The 16,261-nt window shown below is 53.8% G+C and carries 13 protein-coding genes and 3 pseudogenes; 3 read left to right on the plus strand and 13 right to left on the minus strand.

Annotation, left to right across the window (positions count from 1 at the left end; translation table 11 throughout):
- A pseudogene (locus tag GA0061105_RS33405) lies at positions 1-135 on the plus strand (IS110 family transposase); the annotation flags it as partial.
- A gap of 270 nt (positions 136-405) precedes the next feature.
- Here the strand turns inward: GA0061105_RS33405 and tnpC are convergent.
- The 13 genes and pseudogenes from tnpC to GA0061105_RS17805 all read right to left on the minus strand — a co-directional run.
- Positions 406-1,844 (minus strand): annotated as a pseudogene (gene tnpC, locus GA0061105_RS17745) (IS66 family transposase); the annotation flags it as partial.
- A gap of 68 nt (positions 1,845-1,912) precedes the next feature.
- A complete protein-coding gene (gene tnpB, locus GA0061105_RS32440; RefSeq protein ID WP_141130211.1) occupies positions 1,913-2,266 on the minus strand; it encodes an IS66 family insertion sequence element accessory protein TnpB in 354 nt (117 codons plus the stop codon).
- Positions 2,263-2,652, minus strand: coding sequence for an IS66-like element accessory protein TnpA (gene tnpA / locus GA0061105_RS32445; RefSeq protein WP_141130212.1), 390 nt, complete (start codon positions 2,650-2,652; stop codon positions 2,263-2,265). Before tnpA ends, tnpB begins: the two co-directional genes overlap by 4 nt.
- 83 nt (positions 2,653-2,735) lie before the next feature.
- Positions 2,736-3,190, minus strand: a pseudogene (locus tag GA0061105_RS17755) (transposase); the annotation flags it as partial.
- Between the two features lie 113 nt (positions 3,191-3,303).
- Positions 3,304-4,071, minus strand: coding sequence for a glycosyltransferase family 2 protein (locus GA0061105_RS17765; protein ID WP_245304370.1), 768 nt, complete (start codon positions 4,069-4,071; stop codon positions 3,304-3,306).
- Entirely contained in the window at positions 4,061-4,996 is a 936-nt protein-coding gene (locus GA0061105_RS17770) for a GDP-L-fucose synthase family protein (RefSeq protein ID WP_092751864.1), read from the minus strand. Before GA0061105_RS17770 ends, GA0061105_RS17765 begins: the two co-directional genes overlap by 11 nt.
- Positions 4,997-4,999: 3 nt before the next feature.
- Positions 5,000-6,082 (minus strand): GDP-mannose 4,6-dehydratase, encoded by a 1,083-nt coding sequence (gmd, locus tag GA0061105_RS17775; protein ID WP_092751866.1) that lies wholly within the window; start codon positions 6,080-6,082, stop codon positions 5,000-5,002.
- Entirely contained in the window at positions 6,079-7,110 is a 1,032-nt protein-coding gene (locus tag GA0061105_RS17780; protein ID WP_092751868.1) for a GDP-mannose 4,6-dehydratase, read from the minus strand. Before GA0061105_RS17780 ends, gmd begins: the two co-directional genes overlap by 4 nt.
- 42 nt (positions 7,111-7,152) lie before the next feature.
- Positions 7,153-10,140: a glycosyltransferase gene (locus GA0061105_RS17785; protein WP_092751870.1), complete on the minus strand. Its 2,988-nt coding sequence runs from the start codon at positions 10,138-10,140 to the stop codon at positions 7,153-7,155.
- A gap of 8 nt (positions 10,141-10,148) precedes the next feature.
- Complete coding sequence (locus tag GA0061105_RS17790; RefSeq protein ID WP_167358562.1) at positions 10,149-11,072, minus strand: class I SAM-dependent methyltransferase; 924 nt, start codon at positions 11,070-11,072, stop codon at positions 10,149-10,151.
- 59 nt (positions 11,073-11,131) lie between these two features.
- A complete protein-coding gene (locus GA0061105_RS17795; RefSeq protein ID WP_092751873.1) occupies positions 11,132-11,977 on the minus strand; it encodes a class I SAM-dependent methyltransferase in 846 nt (281 codons plus the stop codon).
- Entirely contained in the window at positions 11,967-13,373 is a 1,407-nt protein-coding gene (locus tag GA0061105_RS17800) for an ABC transporter ATP-binding protein (RefSeq protein WP_245304373.1), read from the minus strand. The genes GA0061105_RS17795 and GA0061105_RS17800 overlap by 11 nt, the downstream gene beginning before the upstream one ends.
- A 7-nt stretch (positions 13,374-13,380) precedes the next feature.
- Positions 13,381-14,256 carry an ABC transporter permease gene (locus GA0061105_RS17805; RefSeq protein ID WP_245304375.1) on the minus strand — a complete coding sequence of 292 codons (876 nt, stop codon included), beginning with the start codon at positions 14,254-14,256 and terminating at the stop codon, positions 13,381-13,383.
- Positions 14,257-14,577: 321 nt separating this feature from the next.
- Here GA0061105_RS17805 and GA0061105_RS17810 point away from each other — a divergent pair, with 321 nt between their 5' ends.
- Entirely contained in the window at positions 14,578-14,805 is a 228-nt protein-coding gene (locus GA0061105_RS17810; protein ID WP_092751879.1) for a hypothetical protein, read from the plus strand.
- Positions 14,805-16,199, plus strand: coding sequence for a nodulation protein NoeA (locus GA0061105_RS17815; protein WP_092751881.1), 1,395 nt, complete (start codon positions 14,805-14,807; stop codon positions 16,197-16,199). The genes GA0061105_RS17810 and GA0061105_RS17815 overlap by 1 nt, the downstream gene beginning before the upstream one ends.
- The last annotated feature ends 62 nt before the right edge of the window (positions 16,200-16,261 follow it).

Raw genomic sequence — 16,261 nt, forward strand, 5'->3', positions numbered from 1 at the left:
AACTTCGCTCAAAGTTGGCTGGGGCGCATTATCGCTCGCAAGCCTATCAAACTCGCGGCAGTTGCCTTGGCAAACAAAATGGCAAGGATCATTTGGGCGGTGATGACGCGCGAGGAGACTTATCGACCGGCATAAGTATCTATCGCCAGGATCAGCCGAATCCTGACGGTGGTGGTGCAACGGCGCTGAATGGAAAGATGACGCGACAGTTGTTAGACGAGATCGGAACACCCAGTAGACTTGTAGGCGCTTCGAGCGCGAGAGCTTGTTATGGACCCGATCCGCGAATCTCATCTGGGCCGGCGGCCAAGTATGCCGCCTTTATGTAGGCCGGACACATGCAAGCCGCCGACTTTCGCGCATCACTCAAAAAAGCCTCTTGCATCACGGGAGCCATCCACACATGCAAGTCTCAACCGGCGAGGCGATGGTCGCCCAGTTCTCCGCTCCGGCATCGTGCCCGGCGAAGAGAGCATTCTTGCGATTGAGGGCTATCGGTCGGATGGTTCTCTCGACGCGTTGTTGTCGATCTCGATGCGACCGTCGGTCAGGAAGAGCTTCAGGCCATCCCAGTATTTGGCGATGTAGGCCAAGGCTTCGCCGAGCGGGGACTTGGTCGCGACACGGGCGCGGTGATGGACGAGCCAGGTCTGCATGTCGGCGATCAGTGGCGCTGAACTTTCCTGTCGCCCGGCAAGACGGGCCAGCGGATCAAGACCTCGCAGCTCGGCTTCGATCCGATAGAGTTCACCGATCCGTTTGACGCCATCCTCGGCAATCGGTGCTATTCCGTTGCGGGTGATCTCTACCAGCTTACGACGGGCGTGTGCCCAACAATAGGCAAGTCGAATGTCGGGACCGACCCCGTCTGGCGCGATCAGCCTGTTGTATCCGGCATAGCCGTCGACTTGCAGGATGCCGGAGAAGCCCTGCAATATCCGCTCGGCATGAACGCCTCCGCGACCGGGGGCGTAGGTGAAGGCGACACCTGGTGGAGCACCGCCGCCCCAAGGATGATCATCCCGCGCAAGAGCCCAGAAGTATCCGGTCTTGGTCTTGCGGGAGCCGGGATCGAGGACCGGCGCACGGGTCTCGTCCATGAACAGCTTGGTCGAGCGCTTCAGGTTGGCGATCAGCGCATCGAAGACGGGACGCAGCTCAAAGGCTGCCCGGCCGACCCAGTCGGCGAGCGTGGATCGGTCGAGATCGATGCCCTGGCGGCTCATGATCTGGGCTTGTCGATAGAGCGGAAGGTGATCGGCATATTTGGAGACCAGCACATGGGCGACGGTCGCTTCCGTTGGCAGCCCTGCCTGGATTAACCGTGCCGGAGCCGGAGCCTGAACGACGCCATCGGTGCAGGCACGGCACGCATATCTGGGACGGCGCGTAACAATGACGCGGAACTGCGCCGGGACCACATCCAACCGCTCGGAGACATCCTCGCCGATGCGATGCAGGCAACCACCGCAGGCGCAGACCAGGCTTTCCGGCTCGATCACCTCCTCCACTCGGGGAAGATGCTTTGGAAGAGAGCCGCGATTCGTCGCGCGTGGCTTGTTAATTCTGTTCCGGCCGGGAGCCTCCGCCTCGTCCTCGGCATGGATCGCGGCCATAGCCGTTTCCAGGTCTTCCAGTACCAGATCGAACTGGTCGGGATCAGCCTTCTCGGATTTGCGCCCGAAGGCTGCCTGCTTGAAGGCGGCGACCAGCCTCTCAAGCCGTTCGATCCGCTCATCCTTGCGGGCAATCTGGGCGTCTTTGCCTACTTCGCGTGCCTGGGCTGCGAGCAGCATCGCCTTCAGGGCGGCAACATCATCGGGAAGATCGGCGGCATCCAGCATGGGCGGAAGCTACCAAATCCCGGCCCGTTTTGCCCTTGGAATCTGCCTGCCGAGTCATCGTGCCGCAGCTACTCGACGGTTTCCGGCGTTCTCGTTTTGACGGCATGAACCCGCCGCCAATCGAGGCCCGCAAACAAGGCTTCGAACTGAGCGTGGGTCAGCGTCATCAGTCCATCCTTGATGCCGGGCCAGGTGAAGCTTTGCTCTTCCAGCCTCTTGTAGGCCAGCACAATCCCGCTGCCATCCCAGTAGATCAGCTTCAGCCGATCTGCCTTGCGAGACCGGAACACGAACACCGTTCCGGTGAACGGGTCCTTGTGCAGCTCGTTCTTCACCAGCGCCGCCAATCCATCATGACCTTTGCGGAAGTCTACTGGTTTGGTCGCCACCATGACCCGCACGCGGTTCGATGGAAAGATCATGTCGCCGCCGCCAAGGCACGCGCGATGGCGGCGATCCGGGCGGCAGACGCCCCTTCCTCAAGACGGATCGTGACCGGACCCACGACAATCTCTGCACGGGAGACTGCTTTGGCAGTCGGCGGCTCCGGCGCGGGTATTTCAACAACCATGGCCGCGAATTCGACCGCATCCTCCGGCGCAGGTAAAATCAGCTTGCCCTGCCGCGCCAGCGTGCGCCAGGACGACAGATGGTTAGCCTTCAGCCCGTGGCGCTCCGCCACTTCATTCACCGTCACGCCCGGACGCAAACTCTCCGACACGATCCGCGCCTTGACCTCGTTAGGCCAGTCGCGAAGCGCCTGGCGTCGGCTCCGCCGTGTCGTGAGAACCTCCAACGTAGTCTCCATGGAGAATCTCCTTGTCGCTCGTCCATGGAACGTCGATCACAGATCACGGCAGGCAAGACAACGTGGGGGCCGAACACCGGTTACCGATAACCGTAGCGGACACGGGTCTCACAGATCTCACGGATACGACGTTCCAGACCGGCCTGATCGGCACGACGAGAGGTGTAGTGGTAGGTTGACCGATCGAAGTTCAGCGCCCCACAGGCACGCCGGATCGAGATCGCCCAATCCCGGCACATGCCCTTCACCATCTCTCGCTTGCGAGCAGGCCTTAGAGCTTTCGGCGAATGACGTCCTGCAGCATCTCACGGTCGAGCGTCAGGTCCGCGACAATCTTCTTCAGCCGCGAATTCTCATCCTCGAGCTGCTTCAGCTTCTTCATCTCCGGCGGCAACATGCCGGCGTATTTTTTCTTCCAGTTGAAATAGGTCGCCTGGCTGATCCCCGCCTTCCGGCAGATCTCTGCGACCGGAACACCCTCATCACCCTGCTTCAGAATGAACGCCTTCTGTGCGTCCGAAAACTGCGATGCCTTCATCGTCTTCCGTTCCTTTCCCAGCCAGGAAAACCCACCGGAAAACTCTAACCAAAACCGGTCCAGTTTGAAGGGTTCAGATCACCTCGCCATCCCACACCGTCTTCATCACGGGACTACGATTGAAGGCGACGAAGCAAGGACTTAAGCCATACAGAATAAGGCTGTGCCAGCCACCACTTTAAAGGCACCCTCCCATGGTGACGGCGAACTGTCTCGATCGCCTCTTCATAGTGGAGCCGCCGCTGAGTCGTGGTTTTCGTTTCGGAATGCACCCGGTTTACAGCTACCACTTCGCCAAGGAATACGGGAGAGCCAACGGTTTTGTGTAATCGCCACCATAAATCGTAGTCCATGGTCATCGTCAAGCTCGGATCAAGGCCGCCTACGAGCTGCCACGCGCTTCTACGTATAAGTGTGCCAGGCTGAGATATTATGCACCGAGTAGCTAACCGACTCTCGTTGAACGGTTCAACCCATACCTTGCTGAACGCCCCGATCTTGTCTAAGTAATTCAAGCATTGACCGTAGACCATGGGGGCAGTTGGATTGGCTTCGGCGAAGCTAACTAAACGGGAAAGCGATCCAGGTAGAAACCAGTCGTCGCTATTTAGCCAACAAACGAATTTTCCACGTCCTCGTTCAATGCCTTCGTTTATAGCCGCCGCTTGTCCATCGTCCTTATGACTCCTGAAACCAGCAAGGCGATGTCTCCATTGAGCTATAATGTCTAGCGATTCGTCAGTAGATCCACCGTCAAGTACGAACACCTCCACCGGTATCTCCTGCTCGAAAATAGATGTAAGCGCCTTGTCAAGGAATCGACCTTGGTTGAAAGAGGGAACCGCGACAGTGACTACCCGATCTTCCAGATCACCCCCCATATCGATCTAGAAAATCAGCATAGGCGAGAGCAATTCCCTCACGCAGGTCCGTTTTCGCCTCCCAGCCCATCTCCCGCATCTTGCTTACGTCAAGTAATTTGCGCGGTGTGCCATCCGGCTTAGAAGAGTCTAAGATAATCTGTCCAGCAAACCCGACGACCTCCTTCACTGTTTCGGCTAGTTCCCGTATCGTCACGTCGCGACCCGTGCCTATATTGAACAGCCCATCCCGAATTTGCTCATTTTCCATAAGAAAGACGCAGGCATCGGCCATATCATCGACATAAAGAAACTCGCGCATGGGACGACCGGAACCCCAGACACTGTACGTCCTGTCGCCCCGCAACTTAGATTCATGTGCCTTTCGGATCAGCGCGGGCAAAACGTGGCTGTTCTCTAGGTCGTAGTTGTCATTGGGGCCAAATAGATTAGTGGGCATGGCTGAAACATAGCTTGTGCCATACTGTCGATTAAAGCTTTCGCAAAGCTTCAGTCCCGCGATTTTGGCGATGGCGTAGGGCTCATTCGTCGCCTCCAACGCACCCGTCAAGAGATCCACTTCGCGAATGGGTTGACGGCAGTCTCGTGGATAGATGCAGCTCGAGCCCAGAAACAGCATTCTGTTCACCCCGGCTCGAGCGGCAGCTTTGGTGATGTTCGATGCAATTATCAAGTTGTCATAGATGAAATCGGCCCGATATGTGTTGTTTGCATGAATACCCCCAACCTTAGCAGCCGCCATGAATACATAGTCTGGTTTTTCAAACGCCATGAATTCGTCGACGGCAATCTGCCGCCTAAGATCAAGTTCTTCGCTTGAGCGACCTATTAAATTCGAGTAGCCACGTTCCTTGAGCTTCCGTACGATGGCCGATCCGACCATTCCACGGTCGCCGGCAACGTAAATCTTGGCGTCTCTGTTCATCGCTTACTCGTGGTAGTTGAAGGTGTTGAAACCATGCTTCTTTACCATTTCATCGCGCTCTGCAGATTTCAGGTCCTCCCGCATCATCTCAGACACGAGTTCTTCAAAAGAAATGCGCGGAACCCAACCCAGCTTCTCGCGAGCCTTACTCGCATCACCTAACAGCGTTTCAACCTCCGCAGGGCGAAAATAGCGAGGATCGACGGACACGATACAATTGCCATTTTCGTCGAACCCCCGCTCGGAGATTCCCTCGCCTCTCCACGCTACGTTCAATCCAATTTCGGCAGCGGCAGCGTTCACAAAATCCCTGACGCTATACTGCACGCCAGTCGCGATCACGAAATCTTCGGGCTGATCTTGCTGCAACATCAGCCACTGCATTTCAACGTAGTCCTTAGCGTGCCCCCAGTCCCGCTTAGCATCAAGATTTCCCAGATAGAGACAATCCTGAAGCCCGAGTTTAATCCGCGCCAACGCCCGAGTGATCTTTCGCGTAACAAAGGTCTCCCCACGCACCGGACTCTCATGGTTGAAGAGTATACCATTACACGCGTACATCCCGTATGACTCGCGGTAATTGACGGTAATCCAGTAAGCATAAAGTTTAGCCACTGCATACGGCGAACGAGGATAGAAAGGTGTTGTCTCTCGCTGAGGGATCTCCTGTACCAGGCCGTACAACTCAGACGTACTCGCTTGATAAAACCGCGTCTTCTTTTCAAGTCCCAGAATTCGGATAGCCTCCAGTATCCGGAGCGCTCCCAGCCCGTCCGAGTTGGCAGTATATTCCGGTTCTTCGAATGAGACTGCTACGTGTGATTGTGCGGCGAGGTTATAGATCTCGTCCGGCTGAACCTGCTGAATTATTCGAACGAGGCTCGAGGAGTCGGTAAGGTCCCCATGGTGAAGGACAAATTTACGACCAGCTTCGTGTGGGTCAACATAAAGATGATCAATTCGATCAGTATTGAACAACGAAGTTCTGCGCTTAACGCCGTGAACCTCATACCCCTTACCGAGAAGCAACTCGGCCAAATATGATCCGTCCTGGCCGGTTACGCCGGTAATAAGAGCTTTCTTCACGCTACCTCTCCGCTATCTACAAGTGGCTTGAGACGCGCTATCTGTGCCCTCACCATTCGTGCCACCATTTCTTCAAAACTCACCGTTGGGTGCCACCCAAGCACCTCCCTAGCTCTTGAGGCATCGGCCAAAACATGACCTGGCTCCAGCGGCCTTACCAAAACAGGATCGCTTAATACACATTCCCGCCAATCGCAACCCACACTATGATACGCTACTTCGCACAACTCGGTCAAAGTATGTATTTTACCGGTTCCGATTGTAAAATCGAGCGCTTGATCCTGCTGCAAGATCAGCCACATGGCGCGAACAAAATCGGGCGCATATCCCCAATCCCGTGCTACCGCCAGGTTTCCCAGCGCTAGCTTTCCAACCTCAACAATGGGCCTCCCTCGCTCGTTGCGATGAGGCGAATTTTTGATTCCTAGAGCGGCACAGGCAGCTCCGTACGCTACTTTCTGAGTGAGAAAGTGTAGTGGTCGACGCTCGCTCTCATGATTGAAGAGTATCCCGCACGCTATATATAGATCATAACTATCTCGGTAAATTGCGGCCATATGATGCGCGTAAACTTTTGCCGCAGCGTAAGGATTAACAGGAGTGAAGGAGGTAATTTCATCTTGTCGATGAGATTCGGACAAGCGCCCAAACATTTCCGACGACGAGGCATGATAAACACGTGCTGATGGTTTGTGGTGGCGAACTGCTTCAAAAAGTCTAGTTGCCGCAAGACCGTTGACCAGCAGGGTTTCCGGTGCCCGGGCCCAAGATTCGCCAGGCCGTGATTGAGATGCTAGGTTGTAGATCTCATCGGGCTGCGCGTCCTGGACTGCATTCGCGATGTCGACACCTTCAATTAAATCGCCAAAAAGTAAGTGCACTCTCCCCGCGAGGTGGGTTGCGCAATTCGGTCTATACCAACTCTCTTGGCGAGCGAATCCAAAGACCTCGTATCCCTTCTCAAGCAATAGCTCGGCTAGGTATGAACCGTCTTGGCCGGTGATGCCGGTGATGAGCGCTCTCTTCATTGGCACATATCTTCGGAAGAGGGATATTCTGTCATAGGTACCTCATCGAAAGCGCTGCCGCAAAGTGGCCGAGTTTGCCCACATTCGGCGAGCTAATTTCCCCATTAATGGTGACCTGCTTTCAACCACACCAAAGAGGGTGCGGCTGACGTAGGCTGTCTTCTTACGGTCCATGCCGATCCGCGCCATTTGGCCGACAAAGTGGGCCAGTGCTGCGAGCTTGTAGGCGTGTGGCGCTATTCGACGAAATGCACTGCCGCCGCGCCACGCTTCATAGCAACGGTAAGACCACAGACCAAGAAAATAACTGAAGCTGACATAGCCGCCATGGCGCTCGCAGATTTCAAACACTTCTTCAAAAATTTTCCCCCGCATCGCTAAAGTCTTAGCGTCCTCGTGCAACCGAGACTGCGCCAGCTTTTCAATCGTATGATGTAGGATCGCCCCGGACGTCGCCATACGCAGCCAGTATTCGTAGTCCATCGCAGTTTGCAGCGATAGGTCAAATGGCCCGATTCTTTCGACGACACGGCGCCTCCAAAAGGCCGCGGGTTGGCAAACGCAGCAATCGTGCATTAAGCGCTCAAACGTGTATTCAGCGGTTGCGTAACTGCCTGTAACAACGCCGTTAACATCAATGTAGTCCGCGTTTCCATAGACCATATCGCACTCGGGATGGTCATTGAAATATCGGACTGCGCACGCGACAGCGCCCGGCAGCAGGATGTCATCCGAATTCAGATAAGCGAGGACGTCGCCGTCGAGTATCTCCATTCCCTTATTGATCGCATCAGCCTGGCCCTTGTCCGGCTCGGAGATCCACCGAATGCGATCCCCATACTCTCTTAGAATTTCCACAGTGTTGTCTGTCGAAGCCCCGTCCATTACCAGCAGTTCGATATTTCCATAGCATTGGCTGAGCACACTATCGATTGACTGCCGAATAAAATGCGCATGATTTCGGGTCGGCATTACAATGCTGACAAGAGGTTTCTTCTCAGAGTACTTGATCGGATTGTAGGCGACGCGATCGAGGGCCTTTCGCAACTCTTGCGCCGGCTTAGACCAAGTATAATCCAAAACGCGTGATTTTGCCTTCTCCGAAAGAATATCACGTAATCCAGGCTCGGCCGTTATACGCTGCATTAACCCCGCCATGGCGTGTATATCCTTTGGATCGCAGGACAGTACGGCGTCTCCGCCAACCTCGGGTAAGGATGTCGTGTTGCTACAAAGAACGGGTGTTCCGTGGTGAAATGCCTCAAGCAGCGGCATGCCGAAGCCCTCGAAAAGTGAGAAATAAACAAGCGCCGTCGCACGACTGAAGAGTGCCGCAACTTGACGGTGCGGCACAAATCCAAGATGGACGATAGGAAGGTCTTCGAAATCCTTTAGAATTCCATCCAAATCCTCTGGATTCCCGGATAACACCAACCCGGTGCCAGAAGGAAGATGCGGAGATGCGAGTTTGAACGCCTCAAACAGGCGACGATGGTTCTTATGGGGCCAAAGGTTGGCTGGCATGTAAAAGTATCGCTGAAACGCTGCGGCGGCGGCCGGCAGGTCGGAAACGCTCGCGGCCTCGCGGAGCTCTTCCGGCAGGGCCGCTGGCATCAGAAATACGTCGTCTGTCAATGTCCAGCCGTTACCTATTATTGTTTGCCGCGAATGTTCCGTCATTGTGGCAATCGCCCCGCCGCACGAAAGCGCGTAAGCGAAGGCCCGACGACGAACGGCAAGGACCTGTTTTGAAAAAAATTCTGGAAAGAATTCGTGCTGAATATCAGGGATCACGAAGATCTGTCGCGTAAATGGAAAATTAGGATGCTGTTCCTGAGGGTAGGTTCGAATAACGGCTTCGACACCGATACTTTCACAGTGACGGGTCATCTCGGCGTAGAAGTCGACGGGATGATCGCCTAACGGAACGTATTCAACGTTGGCTGCATCGACCGACAAAGGCGGCTTACCCGGTCGATGAAACATCACGACCCTGTCCTTAGGAAAGAGCCGTGCCAACTCTCTTAGCACACCCTGTACCCAAGGCACAATTCCTCCAGACACGCCCGCGATTAATGGGTAGAGATCAACCGCGATCGTCAGCGGCTTTAGATCAAAAGTATCGCCGTTGCTTTCCATTAATGAAGGCGGCGCGTCCTCAGGCAACGGATTTCCCGACGAGTCAACGTTTAGTTGTCGCATATCCTTTTGAACCTCCCGCCATAATTGGACCAGCGCGGCAGACGTATCGCGGCTGAAAGCAGCTGACGATTTGGTCATGTACGAATCCATACTGTCGAGCCAGTAACAGAGGGCGCCAGGGGTCATCTCTTGGCCGCTGTGGCGCTCTGCCAAAAGTCGGAGTTCCTCCGCGCGACGGAAGCCGCCATTGGAGGTGAGTGTTTCTTCCCACTCCCGCGATGCCGCAAGCTGAGCATCAATTACCGACGGCTGCGAATGGGCGCCAAGCCGGAGCCAAAGATCCCAATCAAAACTCCAACGCAAGCTAGCATCGAGGAAACCAACCTCATTCAGAACCTGGCGGTTTATGAAAGCCGCCGGTTGAAGTATATAATCCAAGCCCTCGATCAGGGCGCGACGGTCGTAGCGAACAGAGCTGCTATTGAATGCTGCTTTTTCGACGCCCCTCTCGTCAACTCGGATGCCGTTTCCGAACCAGAAACTCGCACAGGGATCGTTCGAAAATGCATCTGCTACTGTTCGAAAGGCTCCTGGTAAATAGAAGTCGTCGGCGTTAAGCCACGCGATAATATCGCCGCTAGATCTCCTTATACCCTTGTTTATCGCGTCTGCCGCCCCGTTGTCTCTTTCGCTTACAAAGCTGGTTAGCCACTTTTCGTTTTGTCGAATTATATCGATCGTCTGGTCTGTTGACCCACCGTCGATAATGATATGCTCACAATTTGCCCAGTTCTGAGCACGAATCGAGTCAATGCAATCCTGCAAAAACCGTCCCTGATTTAGTGAGGGCGTTATAATAGAGATCTTTGGAAGTGTTAATGATGACATTTCAGTATTTATGTCTTGGTTACGCCTTGGAGATCGTGGATCATCTTGGTGAGCGTGTGGATTTGTTGAAGCCGGGCCTCTCTATCTGCATCAATAACTCTTATGTGCTCTGAAAGCCTTCCTATTTCGTCGTTCTGTGAAAGAAGCGCTTGGACAAACCGCCCGCTGGGCGTCTCCAATTTCTCCGCCGCCGTCTGCTCGGCCGTGATTGAAATTGATTCACGACTCACGACCAAAAACATATCGTATTGGTAGAATATAGGCCGTTCAAACCGGATATGTTGGGCGCCTAGCTGCTCAAATAGCTTGGAGACAGATTCCTTGGTGAAGAGATAAAGGTGTTCGTTGGATTTGAACTGTTCGAGAAAGGGGGCATTCGTCTCCAATAGCGTCTTATAGCTCATCTGCTCCTTAAACTCCGGGGTCTGTATAAGGAGAATTCCGCCGGGACTGAGGAGATCAAGCGCGAAGCGCATAGTCCCTACCGGATCGGGCAAATGTTCCAGGACGTCCATCAAGGCGATGACGTCGAATTTGCGGTCACCAAAGTCGACCGATTCCACCGGCCCTACAAAAACCGGGATTTCGAAAGCCGTCTTCGCAAAGTCAACGACCCACGGACTCATCTCGATGCCAACAGCGTCATAGCCCGATTGTCGAAGAAGCGCAACGTAGCTACCGTGGGAGCACCCCAACTCAAGGACCGCCGACGGCGGTGCCTTGTACTTCAACAGTGTTCTCAACCAATGTAGATTTCGGTCGAGGAGATCTTTGCGAGCTCGCTCGAAAATATTGGGGAAGCCAAGGTCTTTGCTTTGATGCTCAAGCCAGTACTGTTTCCCGTAAAAGGCCCCGTCGTCGTCGTCGACTTTCAATTCGTCGTCAGACAAGCCAACCATGGATATCAACGTGCCACATTCGGCGCACAGCATATACTCATCGCTGAATGGTTTCGTTCTATGACTTCCACACCAGCAAAGCCGATTTCCCATCAACTCACCCTCTTAACCGCGAAAACCGCGCCCGTGCAGTCGGTCCAGTCCACCTCCATCTCCAGCAAACCTTCGAATATCTTCCGAAAAGCACTTGGAAACATTGGATTCGAGGCAAGGATCGGATGAATAACATCCCCGAACTCGCCCCCCATCTTTTTCTGCACGTGCCAAAGACTATCCATCAGAACCCAAATGCCGCTGTTAAACCGAGGAAGAATTGGAATGTGCTCCTCAACAACGAGACCGGCGCGGTTGAAAGCGTCGACCCATGCATGAACGCGAAGGGGGTTTGCAAGATGGTGATATGCCATAAAATCAGATTGGAGTTTTTTCGCTGCCCGTTCGAACCCTGCCTCTGAAACCATTGCCGGGAGAATTGACCACTCAACGAATCGATTTGTAACAACGCTGCAGGAAAGAGTTCCACCTGGCTTTAGGCACCTTGCAATCTCGCCCAGAACACCGTCGATATTGTCCATGTGCTCTAGGGAGCAGTTCGCGAACGCGCTGTCAAAGCTCGCGTCAGGTTCAGGTACCCGATCCGCAGCGGCCGCATGAACCCTACAATAAACGCCGCTTGCTCGGGCGCTGACGGCGATGGAGGTATCCATGTCTACACCGACTACATTATCTGCCTCTGGCCATATCAACTTGAAATATCTGCCATCACCGCAGCCAACGTCCAGAATACGACCGTGAATGCTGTGATGCTTATAAGCGGCATATTCCCAAGCTCGCCAGTGGCTTAATGGCGGAATAAACGGGTATAATTCCGCAACAGCGTCGTACCCCTCAAGTACTTCTGCACTATCGAGAATTCTTGTCGAGACATCAGCCTGCATTATCTGCTCCAAACGCGTATTTAAAGTCTCCCGGGAGGTCAGCGATTCCGTGGTGAGTTAGTGGAGCAGCCTCACGCGCGGAACGCCAGCCGATAGCGAGCAGACCCGCCTTAGGCAAGTGGCAGAGGCGTACAATACGCGAGAAGATTTGCTCATGGCTCAGTTCGCCCATACTTTTGTAGGTGTCGGGATCGATCGTAGCGAGGCCCATCTCAAACGTGTATTCGCCCAGCTCTAACTTGAGTTCCACCTTTTGGCGGCAGCGGATTAGCGTCCCTGCCGGCAGGTGATCGGGAGTGGAAGTAGAATACTCTAAGGACCCTTTTCCATGTACGTTTACCCCACGTTCATTTTGCAAGACAATACCCGCAAGAGGAACGGATATCGGCTGTTTCGTCAGGAACTCGTAATAGAATGTCGCTTCGTCACCCTGAGCGAAACTCATACAACGCCTACCGGTGCTATCGCAGACAGCGTACCTTAGACACTTTGCCCACCCATTGCCAATTTGCGTTAGTTTCGTTGCGTCCGAAAAGCTGGCATCATCGGGCCAACACTCCGTCCCTGTCGATGTAAGCCCCACAATCGTCGCCGTGACATCCCGGGGCGTCGAGGTGGCCGCTACTTGGTTTGACTGGTGAAGCTGATAGTACCGTTTAGCCGCCTCAGTCGATTCCCCAATAAAGCTCACTTTTCCCCGATCCAGCAAGATCGCGCGATCACAAAACTGCTCAATATCCGTCATCGCATGGGAGACTAGCAGGATTGCTGCGCCTGAAGCGCGAATCTGGTCTAATCTTGCATAGCACTTCTGGCGGAAAAACACGTCGCCGACGGCGAGCGCCTCATCGATGATGATGATCGAGGCATCAATGTGGGCTTGCACTGCGAACGCCAGTCGTACGAACATACCGCTTGAGTACGTTTTCACTGGTTGGTCGATGAAATCGCCTATGTCGGCGAAGGCCACAATCTCCTCATAGCGAGCGTCGATTTGTTCTCGGCTTAGGCCAAGGATCCTCGCGTTCAGGAGAACGTTCTCCTTGCCACTAAATTCTGGGTTGAACCCACTGCCTAATTCAAGAAGTGCAGCGACACGCCCTATTACATTCACCCTCCCTGAGGTGGGGGCAAGCGTACCGGCGAGGATCTGAAGTAGTGTGCTCTTACCACTTCCATTGCGCCCGATAATTCCGACCGTCTCGCCCGGTGCGACCTCGAACGATAAATCTTGCAGAGCCCAAAACTCGCGATGATACTGTTTTGTCACGTCCTGCTCTGCACGCCGGATCGCCGCCGCCGCTTTAGCAAGTCGTGGGATGATAATCTGCTTAAGCCGATCCCGCGGTGTATCGTAAATATCATACCGCTTGGAAAGCCCGTCGACAGAGATCACGGCACCACTAGAGGACATCTGCAAAGCCCTTTCGGGTTTTTTGAAACCAGACGAAACCCAGATTAAAGACAGCCAGTCCGACGACCATGCTTATCGCCCAGGCACCCCAATTGATTCTCTCCCCCCAAAGTAGCAAGCCGCGTACCTGAACGACGGGGAGGGTAATTGGATTGAAAATTAAAAGCTTCTGGTAAACCGGGGGAAGCGAACTGATTGGATAGAAAATTGGAGCTAAAAAGAGAAGGATAGTGCTAACTATTCCTATCACTTGGGCGAAATCTCGAAGATAGACGCCAAGTGACGCGAAAAACCAGCTGAGGCCGACTACGATCAAGAGCATCGGCAACAGGACGATCGGCAGCAAGATTCCACTTGAGTGAAGCCCCGTGCCGACAATTGCACAGAAAGCGATGAGAACCACTAGGCTCACGAGAAAATGGCCGAGCGCTGATCCAAGACTAACCAGGGGCAATATCTCCAGGGGAAATACTACTTTCTTGACATAATTCACATTGCTCGTGATCAATGTGGGCGATCGTACAAGGCACTCCGCGAATAACCCATGGATGATAAGTCCGGAGAACAGAACGATCGCAAAGTTGGCGTTGCTATCCTCGCTCGGAGTTCCCCAACGTGCCTTGAAGGCAACGCCAAAAACAAACGTGTAGATAGAAAGCATTAGCAGCGGGTTGAAAAGCGACCAGGCGAGACCGAGAAAGGATCCTTTATACCGTCCAGCGAAATCCCGCTTGGTAAGCTCCCAAAGCAGGCCACGGTAGCGGAGAAAGATGCGCGCCGCTGAAAGCAAACTGGTAGGATAAGCTTGAATCACACCTGGACCCGCGAAAGTTTGGCAAACCATTAACAATTGCTGTGCCTGCACTAGTCATCGCTCTTCGCGCAGCTGCGCACCAGCCCTTCGATGTCGGACCATTACCCGTTTCGCACCGGCGAAACAATCCCTCTCTGATTTTCACAATTTCCTGGTTAGCTGGTCATCTGAGCACCTGGTCACTAGACGGCGATCGAGACTCGTGCGAGCCACAAAGGCGAACGGAGGATGCGGCCGGCTCTGTGGTAGTCGACCGAAATTTCGCCTTGAAAACTGAGGATTCTACTAAGCGACTGCGGCTGTGTGTCTGATTTGTGACAGACACTGGCAGTCTGTTGATGTAGTAGGCTACTCCACTGCACGGAGTAGCCGATGAAAAACAAACTGACAGTCGCCGTCTCGGGGTTTCTTTTTGTGATCGCATTCACTGATCAAGCACATGCTTATCTCGACCCCGGCACCGGCAGCATGATCTTACAAGTTGTACTGGGAGGCATCGCAATGGGCTTTGCGACGCTGTCGGTCTATTATCAGCGTTTGAAGGCTTTTTTCAGCGGTCGCGGCAAATCCAGGAAGCGTGACGTTAGCAGGAAAGAGTAATGCTAGAGGCAACTTCAGTGGACGGCGTTCGTGTGGCCGGTTCTTTTCGCGATCCCGCTGGTTATGTATTTCGGCGTGGCGACAGCTTCTTCCGTGCCGTGACGGAGTACGGCGCTGCGGGCTATACTGCAGCTAAGGCTGCCGGTATTCTCAAATGGTTGAGTGACGATGGGCGGTTGGTTCGTGTACTCCAAGAGCAACCGAGCAGCGATGGAAGCTCAATCGTCTTAGAAGTCGAGCGTCTTCCTTGGATCACGCACCCATACGAGTGGTCATTCCGGCTGCTGAAAACCGCAGCGATATTCCATCTTGATTTGCACCTGGCTCTCCTGGACAAGGGGTTCACACTTTCAGACGCCACGGCGTACAACGTTCAATTTGTAGGCCCTAACCCGATTTTTATTGACCATCTCTCGATCCAACCTTATCGAGATGGCGAATTTTGGACTGGCCATCGTCAATTCTGTGAGCAGTTCCTAAACCCTCTGCTTTTGCGTGCCTATTTGGATGTTCCACACAACGCATGGTACCGGGGATCCATGGAGGGCATTGCGGTTTCCGATCTGGCAAAGATTCTGCCATTTTATAAGAAGCTCTCTTGGAACGTTCTAACGAACATCGTTCTGCAAGATAAGTTTCAATCTGGTACGAGCAGCAACGAGAAAAAGTTCTCGGTAAAAGAACGCAAGCTACCGAAGCAAGCGTTCACGGGAATGTTAAGACAGATGCGCGCTTGGATTTCCCGGCTTCAGCCTGCGGATAAAAAGAAAACAGTCTGGGCTGACTATTCTCTTGTAAACACTTACAATGACGCCGAGCGCGAAGCCAAACATGATTTTGTCGGCGGCTATGTCCGATCGGCTCGACCTAAGACGGTGATCGATCTGGGTTGCAATACCGGCGAATACTCAGAGCGCGCACTTGCATCCGGTGCAACATCAGTTGTTGGGTTTGATTTCGACGTGCAGGCACTAGATCGCGCGTATGACAATGCAATCTCGCGAAAGCTGAATATGCTTCCTCTGTTTCTTGATGCGAGAAACCCGTCGCCCAACCAAGGCTGGATGGGGACCGAACGTTTAGGATTCGGCGAGAGAATTATAGCCGACGGCTTACTGGCGCTGGCGTTTGAGCATCACCTTGCGATTGCACATAATGTGCCGCTAGACCAGCTTGTTCGATGGCTTCTTTTGATCGCTCCGACTGGCGTAATTGAGTTCGTCCCGAAATCCGACCCGACGGTACAGCGTATGCTTGCACTTAGGGATGACATCTTTCCGAATTACGACGTTCATGAATTTGAGCGAATTCTGGCCGCCCATGCTGTAATCGAACGACGTCAGGTAGTTTCGGAGTCGGGGAGAACGCTTTTCCAGTTTAGGCGAGGCAACTAGGATTTTGTTGACTGGCTAAGAGGCGCAGGTCGAAATCGCGGTTTGCCGTGGCAAGTCGTGGA

Source organism: Rhizobium aethiopicum (assembly GCF_900094625.1).
Classification (GTDB): Bacteria; Pseudomonadota; Alphaproteobacteria; order Rhizobiales; family Rhizobiaceae; genus Rhizobium; species Rhizobium aethiopicum.

Coding starts and splice junctions, on each gene's coding strand:
- tnpB (WP_141130211.1), bottom strand. CDS start 2,266: ATGATCTTTCCATCGAACCGCGTGCGGGTCATGGTGGCGACCAAACCA.
- tnpA (WP_141130212.1), bottom strand. CDS start 2,652: ATGGAGACTACGTTGGAGGTTCTCACGACACGGCGGAGCCGACGCCAG.
- GA0061105_RS17765 (WP_245304370.1), bottom strand. CDS start 4,071: ATGGGGGGTGATCTGGAAGATCGGGTAGTCACTGTCGCGGTTCCCTCT.
- GA0061105_RS17770 (WP_092751864.1), bottom strand. CDS start 4,996: ATGAACAGAGACGCCAAGATTTACGTTGCCGGCGACCGTGGAATGGTC.
- GA0061105_RS17780 (WP_092751868.1), bottom strand. CDS start 7,110: ATGAAGAGAGCGCTCATCACCGGCATCACCGGCCAAGACGGTTCATAC.
- GA0061105_RS17785 (WP_092751870.1), bottom strand. CDS start 10,140: ATGTCATCATTAACACTTCCAAAGATCTCTATTATAACGCCCTCACTA.
- GA0061105_RS17790 (WP_167358562.1), bottom strand. CDS start 11,072: ATGCTGTGCGCCGAATGTGGCACGTTGATATCCATGGTTGGCTTGTCT.
- GA0061105_RS17795 (WP_092751873.1), bottom strand. CDS start 11,977: ATGCAGGCTGATGTCTCGACAAGAATTCTCGATAGTGCAGAAGTACTT.
- GA0061105_RS17810 (WP_092751879.1), top strand. CDS start 14,578: ATGAAAAACAAACTGACAGTCGCCGTCTCGGGGTTTCTTTTTGTGATC.
- GA0061105_RS17815 (WP_092751881.1), top strand. CDS start 14,805: ATGCTAGAGGCAACTTCAGTGGACGGCGTTCGTGTGGCCGGTTCTTTT.